The 11,816-nt window shown below is 65.0% G+C and carries 10 protein-coding genes and 1 pseudogene; 6 read left to right on the plus strand and 5 right to left on the minus strand.

Annotated features, from left to right (window positions below):
* Positions 1–3 precede the first annotated feature (3 nt).
* From CCOS864_RS15645 to CCOS864_RS28470, 5 genes and pseudogenes are all read left to right on the plus strand, one after another.
* Positions 4–1,098, plus strand: coding sequence for an alginate O-acetyltransferase (locus CCOS864_RS15645; RefSeq protein WP_115087177.1), 1,095 nt, complete (start codon positions 4–6; stop codon positions 1,096–1,098).
* Positions 1,099–1,108: 10 nt separating this feature from the next.
* Positions 1,109–1,753, plus strand: coding sequence for an alginate O-acetyltransferase AlgF (locus tag CCOS864_RS15650; RefSeq protein WP_115087178.1), 645 nt, complete (start codon positions 1,109–1,111; stop codon positions 1,751–1,753).
* A gap of 3 nt (positions 1,754–1,756) precedes the next feature.
* Entirely contained in the window at positions 1,757–3,166 is a 1,410-nt protein-coding gene (locus CCOS864_RS15655) for an alginate O-acetyltransferase AlgX-related protein (protein WP_115087179.1), read from the plus strand.
* Positions 3,157–4,272 carry a polysaccharide lyase gene (locus CCOS864_RS15660; RefSeq protein ID WP_115087180.1) on the plus strand — a complete coding sequence of 372 codons (1,116 nt, stop codon included), beginning with the start codon at positions 3,157–3,159 and terminating at the stop codon, positions 4,270–4,272. The genes CCOS864_RS15655 and CCOS864_RS15660 overlap by 10 nt, the downstream gene beginning before the upstream one ends.
* Before the next feature lie 349 nt (positions 4,273–4,621).
* Positions 4,622–5,467: pseudogene (locus CCOS864_RS28470) on the plus strand (right-handed parallel beta-helix repeat-containing protein); the annotation flags it as partial.
* Positions 5,468–5,734: 267 nt separating this feature from the next.
* Here the strand turns inward: CCOS864_RS28470 and CCOS864_RS15670 are convergent.
* Positions 5,735–6,166, minus strand: a complete 432-nt coding sequence (locus CCOS864_RS15670; RefSeq protein ID WP_115087181.1) for a GNAT family N-acetyltransferase — start codon at positions 6,164–6,166, stop codon at positions 5,735–5,737.
* 121 nt (positions 6,167–6,287) lie between these two features.
* Positions 6,288–6,686, minus strand: coding sequence for a DUF488 domain-containing protein (locus CCOS864_RS15675; RefSeq protein WP_115087182.1), 399 nt, complete (start codon positions 6,684–6,686; stop codon positions 6,288–6,290).
* 128 nt (positions 6,687–6,814) lie between these two features.
* On the opposite strand from CCOS864_RS15675, the gene CCOS864_RS15680 reads away from it, so the two are divergent.
* A complete protein-coding gene (locus CCOS864_RS15680; RefSeq protein WP_115087183.1) occupies positions 6,815–8,431 on the plus strand; it encodes an inorganic phosphate transporter in 1,617 nt (538 codons plus the stop codon).
* A gap of 106 nt (positions 8,432–8,537) precedes the next feature.
* Here CCOS864_RS15680 and CCOS864_RS15685 read toward each other — a convergent pair whose 3' ends face one another.
* From CCOS864_RS15685 to CCOS864_RS15695, 3 genes are read right to left on the minus strand one after another with little or no spacing between them, the layout of a single operon-like run.
* On the minus strand, positions 8,538–9,233 hold the full coding sequence (locus tag CCOS864_RS15685; RefSeq protein WP_115087184.1) for a glutathione S-transferase N-terminal domain-containing protein: 696 nt from the start codon (positions 9,231–9,233) through the stop codon (positions 8,538–8,540).
* Positions 9,234–9,282: 49 nt separating this feature from the next.
* Positions 9,283–9,789 carry a GNAT family N-acetyltransferase gene (locus tag CCOS864_RS15690; RefSeq protein WP_115087185.1) on the minus strand — a complete coding sequence of 169 codons (507 nt, stop codon included), beginning with the start codon at positions 9,787–9,789 and terminating at the stop codon, positions 9,283–9,285.
* Positions 9,790–9,837: 48 nt separating this feature from the next.
* On the minus strand, positions 9,838–11,676 hold the full coding sequence (locus CCOS864_RS15695; RefSeq protein ID WP_166675703.1) for an amidohydrolase: 1,839 nt from the start codon (positions 11,674–11,676) through the stop codon (positions 9,838–9,840).
* Between the last annotated feature and the right edge of the window lie 140 nt (positions 11,677–11,816).

Genomic DNA, 11,816 nt, shown 5'->3' on the forward strand with positions numbered 1-11,816 from the left:
GCCATGTACCCGGTCATGAATTCGGCCAGCAAGGTCAACGGCATTGCCTTCGGCGTCCTGCTGGCGGGCATGTTCGTCTACTCGCTGCCGCCAGTGTTCAGTTTTGCCCGCAACCAGACCGACGCCTGGAACCTGTTCGTCGACGGCAAGCTGCTGCGCAAGTTCGAGCAGGTCTACGAGAAGCGCTTTTTCCTCCGTGAACCGTCGGTGCAGCTGTGGGCCAATGCCCAGTACCGGCTGTTCGACGAAGGCACCAAAGGCGTGGTGCTGGGCAAGGACGGCTGGCTCTACACCAACCAGGAATACCGCGTACCGAACAATCTTGAGGCCAACCTCGACAGCCAGCTCAAGCAGATCGCCGAGATCGAGCAACGCCTCAAGGCCCACAACAAGCGCCTGATCCTGCTGCCGCTGCCAATGAAAGTCGACGTGTATGCCGCCCACACCGAGCGCGCTGTCGACCCGCGGGCGATCAGCCTGTACGACCGCTTCGTCGAGCGCCTGCAGGCGCAGAACATTGCGGTCACGCCGCTGCGTTCGGCGTTCCTGGCCAACCTCGCCGGCCCCGGGCTGTTCCTCAAGTCCGACACTCACTGGAGCCCGGAAGGCGCGCGCCTGAGCGCCTACGAGCTGGCGCGCCAGCGCCCGGAACTGCTCGGCGACGAGCGCTACCTGTCGCACAAGGTCGCCGACAAGACGGTCAAGGGCGACCTGATGAACTATATCCAGTTCAACCACGCGCAACTGGCGCCGCAGTTCGGCCCCAACCAGATCGCCCTGTACGAAACCCTCAAGGCCGAGCAAAGCGCCAGCGACCTGTTCGCCAGCGAACAACAGAGCCTGATGCTGGTGGGGACCAGCTACAGCAAGATCGATGACTGGAACTTCGTCGGCTTCCTCAAGGAGGCGCTCAACCGCGACCTGCTCAGTGTTTCGGTGGAAGCCCGCGGGCCGTTCGAAGCCATGAGCCAGTTCCTCGCCAGCGACCAGTTGAGCAACCCCGAGATCGACACCGTGGTCTGGGAATTCCCCCTGCGCACCCTGCTCGCCCACCGCCTCGGCTCCCTGAGCCGCCCCGGCCAGACCCAACATTTCTAAGGAGAGACTGATGAACATTGCACTGCAACGCCTGCTCGCCACTTCCGCCCTGCTGCTGGGCAGCAGCGCCGCTCATGCTGCCGAAGGCAACGCCGACCTGTATGACGCCGTGGCCCCGGCCGACTCGGCCTTCGTCCGCGTGCTCAACCTGTCCGGCGCCAACATCGACGTGACCCTGAGCGGCAAGATCACCCCGCAACGGGTCGCCGCCGGCCAGCTCAGCGGCTACCGCTTCACCCCGGCCGGTGCGCACAAGATCGCCGTTGGCGGCACCGCCATCGAGCCGCAGCTCAAGGCCAACGCCGCCAGCACCGTGGTCTACGATGGCAACAAGCTGACCCTGATCGCCGACAAGTATGTCAACGAGCCGAAGAAAGCCCAGGTCGCCTTCTATAACCTGACCCCGGCCCAGGCGGCGCTGAAGACCGTCGACGGCAAGCACGTGATCGTCGACCCGCTGGGCAAGGACCAGACCGGCAGCCGCATGGTCAACGAGATCAAGATCGGCTTTGCCGCCTACGTCGATGAACAGAACGTGGCCAGGTTCGATGAGCTGTTCCTGAAAAAAGGCCGCTCCTACAGCTACGTGCTGCTGCCCAAGGGCGCCGGCTATCAGAGCATGAGCCTGGCCAACAGCATCGACCCGAGCGAGTGACGCATGGCCATGAAGCGCTTTCTTCCCCTTGGCCTGGCCGCATTGCTGGGCCCGCTGCTCAGTGCGCCAGGCATGGCCGCCGAACCAGGCAAGGCCAACTGCACCAGCCTTGAGTGCATGGTCTGCCCGGGCCTGAGCGACCCGCAGAACTACGCCGAAGGGCGCATGAAGCTGATGCGCGAAATCGTCCCGGCCAAGGACCGCTGGCTGTTCCGTTCGGCGGTCGACCTGACCAACGATTTCGGCATCCCGGCGCCCATGCGTCCGGAGTTCGCCCGCTTGATGGCCGCCTTTCGCCAGCAGGGCATCCACGTGGCCATGGCGGTACAACCGACCCGCGGCCTGATGCACCGCGACAAGCTCTACGCCGACAAGCTGCACGGCTTCGACTTTGCCCGCGCCAGCGGCAACCTGGAGAGCTACCTGCAGCAACTGCGCGCCGCTGGCGCGGTGGTGCCGCCGTTGATGCAACTGGTGCACACCCCGCCCAAGGGCGAGTTCTTCTTTCGTCGTGACCACCACTGGACCCCGGCCGGCGCCGAAGCCACGGCGCGGCTGGTCGCCGAAGAAGTACGGCGCCAGCCGTTCTATGCCCAGCTGAGCAAAAAGCGCTACCGCACCGAACCCGGCGTCATGGTGCCCAAGGACGGCACGATGAACCTGGCGCTGAGTTATATCTGCGGCAACAACTATGGTTTCCAGTACGTGCGCGGCTACCAGACCATCCCCGAAGCCGACGGCGCCGACGCGCTGTTCGACGACGCGCCGGACCCGGAGGTGATCCTGGTCGGCGACAGTAACGCCGCCGCCCGTGAAGACGAAAGCAAGCAGTTCAACTTCGACGGCTACCTCAAGCAGTACCTGGAGGTCGACATCCTCAACTACGCCCTGCCCGGCGTCGGCCAGGACGGCTCGCTGCTCGAATACCTGCTGTCGGAAAACTACAAACCCAAGGCGCCGCCGAAGCTGATCATCTGGGAGCTGCCGGCCAACTACCAGCTGGAGTCCGAGCAGATGTACCGCCAGCTGATCCCGGCGATCAAGGGCGGCTGCCCGGTGTCCACCGAGGTCTTGGCCAACCGTGTGCAGCGCCCGCCGCTGCGGGTCAACGAGCGCATCGAGCTGCTCAGCAACGCCGGTGAAGGGCGCAGGAACCTCAGCAACGGCCAGGGCTTTCTCGATATCCGTATCAGCGACAAGAACGTCAAGGATTTCTACGTGATCGTCTATTACGACAACGGTGCCCGCGACAAAGTCTGGTTCCGCCGCGAAGCGGTGGTCACCGGCGGCCAGTACTACCTTGAGTTGAGCCGGGCCAAGGCGTTTGCCGGCGCCAACCTGCTGTCGGTGTTCATGGAACCGACCAAGCCCGGCACCGCCGCCACCCAAGTGGAAACCCGTGTATGCCTGTAAAGACCTGGACAGCGCTGGGCCTGGGACTGTGCGCCAGCCTGCAGTTGGCCGACAGCCTGGCGGCCAGCTCGATCTGGCCGCCGCGGGGCACCGCGCAGTCGGCGATGATTGCCGACTACCGGACCCTGAGCTGCAGCAAGGAAGTGCCCGCGCCCTACACCGGCAGCTTGCAGTTGCAAAGCAAGTACGACCAGCGCGACGCCAGCAAGTCGACCCTGCGCAGCAGCCCGGACGCCAACAGCGAACAGATCGGCAAGCAGGTCAAACAGTTCATCGGCGGCCTGATCTACGCCAGCAAGCGCTTCCAGCGGGCCAAGAATCCGCAGGAGGCGAACATGGCCCTGGCCTGCCAGGACCAGTGGCTGGAGCGCTGGGCCCAGGCCGGTGCGCTGCTCAACCCCGACGCCAGCAGCACCGGCATGGCTGCACGCAAATGGGCGGTAGCGGCCATGGCCTCGACCCTGCTGATGACCCAGGCGGCCAGCGACGCCAAGCTGCAATTGTCGCCGGCCCAGAAGGCCTGGTTCAACCAATTGGGCGAACGCATCATCGCCGAGTACCAGCCGCGCCGTACGCCGGGCTTTACCTGGTTCAACAACCATGACTACTGGGCGGCCTGGGCCGTGGCGGCGACCGGCATGCTGGTGCAGCGCGACGACTTCATCCAGTGGGCCGACGGCAACCTGCGCCGTGGCCTGCAGCAAGCAGTGAAAGCCAGCGATGGCAGCTACGCCTACCTGCCACTGGAAGTGGCGCGCAGCAAGCTGGCCGCCACCTACAGCCAGTACGCCCTGGTGCCGCTGGTGCTGCTGGCCGAGTCGGCGCGGGCCAACGGCCTGCCGTGGAGCAGCGACGATCAGCAGACCCTGGAACTGCTGGCCAACTTCGCCGCCCGCAGCATCCTCGACCCCGACAACCTGCCCGAGCTCAAGGGCAAGTCGCAGACCGACGTCGCCCCGTACAAACTGGCCTGGCTGATCCCCTTCCTGCAGCGCGCCCCGGGCAACCGCCTGGCCCGCCAGCTGTATGACAGCGAGGATGGCGAGGTCGACAACTACAGCCAGATCGGCGGCCCGCTCAAGCCGTTCTATCCCAAACTGCCGTAATCAAGGACGAACCGTCATGGCCATGCTTGCCCGCCCGCTTACCCTTTCCTGCCTCGCGTTGCTGTTCAGCGCGATGGCCCAGGCTGCCAGCCAGAGCTTGCCGTTGCAGCAATCGCTGAGCGCCGTGAGCAGCGCCGAACACCAGCGCGACCTGCAGCAGTTGCAGCAACAGGTCAGCCAGGCCGTGCAGTTGCAGGTCAACGAACGCCCGCGCCCAGCGGGTCGCGCCAGTGTCAGCCTGCAACCGATGTTCTCGTCCCAGGCTGGCAGCTGGCCGTTCGAGCCGTTCGTCAACAACGGCCTGTTCCGCGCCATCGCCGGCTACCAGGCGCATCACCCGCAAGCGGTAATGGTGCGCGGCGGCAGCATCAGCCTGGCGCAACTGCACGACGCCCTCAACGACCCAAAGATCATCAAGCGCTACAAGGACGGCTACCTGCTCAGCTACCCGCTGGTGATCGCCAGCGATGGCGGCCTGCTGCTCGAAGGCACCAGCCTGTACCTGTACAGCTACTCCGGTACGGCGCTGATCAACCAGGGCTGGCTGGGCCTGAACCAGTCACGCCTGGAGAGTGTCGCCGGCGACAAACCCGGCAGTACCGACCGTGCCTGGCGGCCGTTCGTGGTGGCCTGGGCCGGCAGCCATACCCAGGTGCTGGGCTCGACCCTCAACCGCCTCGGCTACAACGCCAACCTCTCGCGCGGCCTGACCACCGCCCTGAGCAGCCAACAGGCCGCGTCGACCCGCCCGGCCACGCTGATCATCCGCGACAGCCAGTTCAATGAGCTGTCCAGCGCGGTGGAGCTGCAACACAGCCAGGCGCAGATCGACAACAGCCAGTTCGGCCAGTCCCAGCAGTACGCCATCGACGTGCGTGACAGCCAGGTGACGCTGCGCAACAACCAGTTGCGCGGCATCGACAACAACAGCGGCATCCGCCTGCGCGGCCAGACCCGCGGGCGCATCGAGCACAACCTGATCCTCGGCGCGCACAAGGCGGCCATCGAGGTCAGCGAGCAACAGGGCGCCCTGCTGCTGACCGGCAACCTGATCGGCGACAGCCGTGGCAACGGCATCCAGCTGCGCAACCTGGCGCCGACGGCTGCCGCGCCGCTGTTGATCAGCGACAACCTGATCGGCAACAGCCAGGGCAGCGCGGTGGACGCCAGCGAGGTCGGCGCCGTCAGCCTGATCGGCAACCGCATCGGCAACAGCCCGGAATACGCCGTCAGCCTGCGCAATGCCGCGCCGCTGCCCGGGCCGCTGACCTTGAGCGGCAACACCCTGGGCAAGGTCGGCAAGGCGGTGGTACGGGTCGAGGGCTTGCAGCAGGTGGTGCTGGGGCCGAACACTTTCGAGGGCAAGCCGATTTTGCAGAACCTGCTGATTGGTGACTTGTTGCCGGTGCAGGGCCTGCTGCTCGACGCCACCCAGCGCCGGGGCTGCGTGGTGCGGGTCGAGCTAGGCGAGCGTGCGCTGCATACGCAAAAAGCACTCGTCTTCGCCGACACAGACAAAACCCTCGCGCAGGTACAGGAACCGTGCCGGGTTGCTCTTGAACACCATCAGGCGCAGCAGCGGCAATTGCCGTTGGCGGGTCCAGTCCACCAGTTGCGTTAATACCCAACTGCCGATGCCACGGCCGCGAAAGCCTTCGAGCAGGTGCAGTTCACGGATGAACAGGGCCTGGCGGTCCTGGCTGAGGCTGAAGTAGCCCAGCGGTTGCTGGGCTTCGCTGATCAACCACTGCTCGCGCCACCCCCAGGCCTGGTCGAAGGCTTCTTCCTGCCAGAGCAGGTCGAACTCGCGGTAATACGGCAGCATGGCCCGGCGGGTGAGGTCGCGGGCGAAGGTGCGGTGCTGGTCGGTGGCGGGGGTCAGTTGCACAGTCATTCTAGTCGTTCTCATTCAGCAAGGCTGCGCCTTGCATCGCCGGCAAAGCCGGCTCCCACAAGGGCCAGGATATGTGGGAGCTGGCGTTGCCGGCGATGGGCTGCAAAGCAGCCCCATTGACTCAAGATTTGAATTCGTCGGCATAACACACCGGCGAACTACCCGGCCCCTGGCGCTCCAGCTCATCCTCGAGCCATTGCGCCAGCACCATCGCATTGTTGTGCTCGGTGTCCTTGCCGGCATACAGCAAGGTCACATCGCCCTGCCCGGCCATGCCCAGCAACTTCCACCAATGCTCGGGCCGCGCCGTCAGCTCCTGGCGGTAGCGCTCGGCAAACCCGGCAAAATCCACTTCACCGGCATGAAAAGCCTGACGCAACGCCGTTGACGGCGCCACCTCCGGCAGCCACAAGGCCTGCAACTGGTCCTTGCGCCGGTTGCGCGGCCACAGGCGGTCGACCAGCACGCGCTGGCCATCGCTGGCTTGCAGCGGATCATAAACGCGTTTGCAGCGGATCATCGCTTCGCTCCATCGGCAGGTCCCTTGATCCTAGGGCTTTCCTTGACCGAGGTCACGATGAAGTCAGCGATTGTTTTTATCATGGCCGGGCAAGGCTCGACCCTTCCTGGTAACCCGGACCCGTCATCATGACCACCCCGACCCTGGCTGGCAGCCCATCGCTGGCCAACCTTGACCCCCGCCCCCGTCTCAACCACAAACCCGGCCGCACCACCCTGACCCTGTTTTTCAGCCTGCTGGTGGGCGGGCTGTTGTACACCGCCTGGAGCCTGTTTCGCGACATCGACGCCACCGGCACCGTGGTCACCACCTGGACCCCATTTTTGCTGCTCGGCCTGGCGTTGCTGATTGCCCTGGGCTTCGAGTTCGTCAACGGTTTTCACGACACCGCCAACGCCGTGGCCACGGTGATCTACACCCATTCGCTGCCACCGTCAGTCGCCGTGGTCTGGTCCGGCTGTTTCAATTTTCTCGGCGTGCTGCTGTCCAGCGGTGCCGTGGCCTTCGGCATCATCGCCTTGCTGCCGGTGGAGCTGATCTTGCAGGTCGGCTCCTCGGCAGGCTTCTCCATGGTCTTCGCCCTGCTGCTGTCGGCGATCATCTGGAACCTGGGCACCTGGTGGCTGGGCTTGCCGGCCTCGTCATCGCATACGTTGATCGGCTCGATCATTGGCGTCGGTATCGCCAACGCCTTGATGCACGGGCGCGACGGCACCAGTGGCGTGGACTGGACCCAGGCCAGCAAGGTTGGCTATTCGCTGTTGCTGTCGCCGCTGGTGGGCTTTGCCTGCGCGGCGCTGTTGCTGCTGGCCCTGCGCATGCTGGTCAAGCGCCGCGAGCTGTACCAGGCGCCGGTCGGCAACACGCCACCGCCCTGGTGGATTCGCGGGCTGCTGATCCTCACCTGCACCGGGGTATCTTTCGCCCATGGTTCCAACGACGGGCAAAAAGGCATGGGCCTGATCATGCTGATCCTGGTCGGCACCCTGCCCATGGCCTATGCCCTGAACCGCACCATGCCGGCTGACCAGTCGCTGCAGTTCGCCGCGGTGGCCGAGGTCACTCAGCAGGCCTTGCAGCGCAGCGCCCCGCAGGCCGCACCGGCGGATCCGCGACAGACCCTCAGCGCGTTCATCCGCGAGCCGCAGGCCAGTGAAGAACTGCTGCCGGCGCTGGCAGCGCTGGCCGGGATGATCGGCACCGAGGTCAAAAGCTATGGTTCGCTCAACCGGGTGCCCGCAGAGGCCATGGCCAACGTGCGTAACGACATGTACCTGACCTCCGAAGCCATTCGCCTGATCGACAAGCACCAACTGGCGCAGTTCAATGCCGATACCCAGGCCAAGGTGCAAGTGTTCAAGCAGCAGATCGACAGCGCCACCCACTACATTCCGCTGTGGGTGAAGATTGCCGTGGCCATTGCCCTGGGGCTGGGCACCATGGTCGGCTGGCGGCGCATCGTAGTGACCGTTGGCGAGAAGATCGGCAAGACCCACCTGACCTACGCCCAGGGCGCTTCGGCGGAGCTGGTGGCGATGTGCACCATTGGTGCGGCGGACATGTACGGGCTGCCGGTGTCGACCACCCATGTGCTGTCGTCCGGGGTGGCCGGGAGCATGGTCGCCAATGGCTCGGGCTTGCAGATGCGTACCCTCTTCAACCTGCTGATGGCCTGGGTGCTGACCTTGCCGGCGGCGATTGTGCTGGCGGGGGGGTTGTACTGGTTGTTTCGGCAGGTGTTCTGATTTGAATGTACCTGCCTCATCGCTGGCAAGCCAGCTCCCACAAGTACTGCCCCAATCCTGAGAACAGTGCCAATCCTGTGGGAGCGGGCTTGACCCGCGATGAGGCCTATGCAGGTATCTTCAACCCGCGCGCCACCGCCGGCCGCTGCACGAACGCCGCCAGCACCCGCTTGACGTTGGCAAAGTCATCAAAGCCCACCAGCTCGCCCGCCTCATAAAAACCGACCAGGTTGCGCACCCAGGGCAGAATGGCGATATCGGCAATGCTGTAAGCATCCATCACCCACTCACGCCCTTGCAGGCGCTGGTCCAGCACCCCGAGCAAGCGCCGCGACTCGGCCACGTAACGGTCGCGCGGACGCTTGTCTTCGTACGCCTTGCCGGCGAATTTGTGGAAAAAACCCACCTGGCCAAACATCGGCCCGATCCCGCCCATCTGGAACATCAGCCACTGCAGGGTCTCGTAGCGCTGGGCCGGGTCCGCCGACAGCAGTTGCCCGCTCTTCTCTGCCAGGTAAACCAGGATCGCCCCGGACTCGAACAACGCCAGCGGCTCGCCACCCGGGCCATTGGGGTCGAGGATCGCCGGGATCTTGTTGTTGGCGCTCAGGGAGATGAATTCCGGGGTCAACTGGTCGTTGGTCTCGAAGCTGACCTTATGCACCTCGTAGGCCAGGCCGATCTCCTCGAGCATGATCGACACCTTCACGCCGTTGGGCGTGGCCAGCGAGTACAGCTGCAGCAGCTCGGGCTGTTTGGCCGGCCATTTACGGGTGATCGGGAATGCACTGAGATCGGTCATGAACAGAACCTTGAGCAAGAAATTGAGGCAGACACTGTAACCAGTTTTGTCACCGCCGCGCGACCATCACCCAGTCGCGGTGACGCTCCGGGCCACATTCGAACACGGCCTCGCCGACCTTGCTAAAACCATTGCGCTGATAAAAACGGATGGCCCGGGTGTTCTGTTCATTGACGGTCAGGCGAATGCCGCCGCGCACCGGCGCCAGGGTGTCGTCGAGCAACAGCTGGGCGCCGCCGAGGCCATGGTGCTCGGGCAGCACATAGCAGCGGCTCAGCTCCGGCACGCCATCGGCCTCGGCAATCCCCAAGGATCCCGGCGCGCTGTCGACCAGGCTGTAACCCACCACTTTACCCAGGTGCTCAAGCACCCGCAGGCGCTTTCGCGGATTGAGCAGGTGCAGCACGAAGTGCTCGGGCTGCAGCCGGGTGTCGATGTATTCCTGCAAAGCCTGGGCAGCAGAATCCGGCGGGCTGGCCAGGGCGAAGGTCTGGCCGGCAACATGGCTGAGCGCCTCGGCATCACTGGGCCGGGCAACACGGGTAGTGAATGGCATGCAGCAACATCCTGTCCAACGGGCGAACCGGCATGGTAGCCCGATCCCTCAGAAGGCAAAACAGGAACAACCAAACGCGCCCCAAAAGCCCTGAAAATCACTGACCGGCACCGATGCTTGCCGCGCGCGCTGGTGCGCATGGGCATGCACCGCACAGGCACCGACGCACTGATGTATTTGCGCGGTCAGCGGCGCACCCTGGCGCCAGTGCCCGGGCACCTTGGCCACCGGCGACCAGTCGGGCAACACCGGCAAAGTCGGCGGGTCGAGCCGGGCGAACTCGGCGGCGCCGTACACCACCTTGCCATCAACCAGGGTCAGCACCGACTCCAGGCTTTTGATCGCCTCGGCGTCGATGCTGAAATAGTCGGCGCTCAAGGCCGTCAGGTCTGCCAGCTGGCCGACCTTGATCTGGCCCTTCTTGCCCTGCTCGCTGGAGAACCAGGCGCTGCCGTGGGTGAACAACGACAACGCGGTATCGCGGTCCAGGCCCTGCGGGTACAGCTCCAGCCCGCCCACGGTGCGCCCGCTGACCAGCCAGTACAGCGAGGTCCAGGGGTTGTAGCTGGACACCCGGGTGGCGTCGGTGCCGGCGCCGACCGGGATGCCTTCACCGAGCATGCGCTTGATCGGTGGTGTGTGCTGCGCGGCCTTGGCGCCGTAGCGTTCAACGAAGTATTCGCCCTGGAAGGCCATGCGGTCCTGAATGGCAATGCCGCCGCCCAGCGCCCGTACCCGCTCGATGTTCTTCGGGCTGATGGTCTCGGCATGGTCGAAGAACCACGGCAGTCCGTTGAAGGGAATGTCGCGGTCGACCTTCTCGAACACGTCGAGCATGCGCGAGATCGACTCATCGTAGGTGGCGTGCAGGCGAAACGGCCAGCGTTGCTCGAGCAGATGCCGCACCACCGGTTCCAGGTCGCCCTCCATGCTGCCGGGCAGGTCCGGGCGCGGTTCGAGGAAGTCCTCGAAGTCGGCGGCAGAGAACACCAGCATCTCGCCGGCGCCGTTGTGCCGCAGAAAGTCGTCGCCCTGGCCGTACCTGACGCTGCGGGTCCAGTTTTTAAAGTCGGCCAGTTCTTCCTTGGGCTTCTGGGTAAACAGGTTGTAGGCGATGCGCACGGTCAACTGCCGGGTCTTGGCCAGTTGCTCGATCACCGCATAGTCGTCGGGGTAGTTCTGATAACCACCGCCGGCATCGATGGCGCTGGTCAGGCCCAGACGGTTGAGCTCGCGCATGAACTGGCGGGTCGAGTTGACCTGATATTCCAGCGGCAGCTTCGGCCCCTTGGCCAGGGTCGAATAAAGGATCATCGCATTGGGCCGGGCGATCAGCATGCCGGTCGGGTTGCCGTTGGCGTCGCGCTGGATCTCGCCACCCGGCGGATTGGGCGTGTTGCGGTCAAAGCCGACCACGCGCAGGGCGGCGCGGTTGAGCAAGGCGCGGTCGTACAGGTGCAGGACGAACACCGGCGTGTCTGGCGCCGCCTGGTTCAGCTCGTCGAGGCTCGGCAAACGGCGCTCGGCGAACTGGAACTCGTTCCAGCCACCGACCACCCTCACCCACTGCGGCGCTGGCGTGCGCAGGGCCTGGTCCTTGAGCATGCGCAAGGCATCGGCCAGGGACGGCACGCCTTCCCAGCGCAACTCCAGGTTGTAGTTCAGGCCGCCGCGGATCAGGTGCAGGTGCGAATCGTTGAGCCCGGGGATCACCGTGCGTTGCTTGAGGTCGATGACCTGGGTCGCCGGCCCGCGCAAGGCCATGACCTGGGCGTCATCACCCACCGCCACGAAGCGTCCGTCGCGAATGGCCACGGCGCTTGCTTGCGGCCGCTCGCGGTCCACCGTGTGCAAGCGGCCATTGTGCAGGATCAGCTCGGCCGGCACGGCCGTTTCGGTACCGCGCAGAATGGCCCCCGCGGCCAGCGGCGCCGTCGAGTACATGGCCCCGGCGGCGCCAAGCACGGAACTGGCGGCGATGAAACGGCGGCGGCTTTCCTGATCCTGGTTCATGGCGGCTCCTGAGG

Source organism: Pseudomonas wadenswilerensis, assembly GCF_900497695.1.
In the GTDB taxonomy this organism is placed as follows: Bacteria; Pseudomonadota; Gammaproteobacteria; order Pseudomonadales; family Pseudomonadaceae; genus Aquipseudomonas; species Aquipseudomonas wadenswilerensis.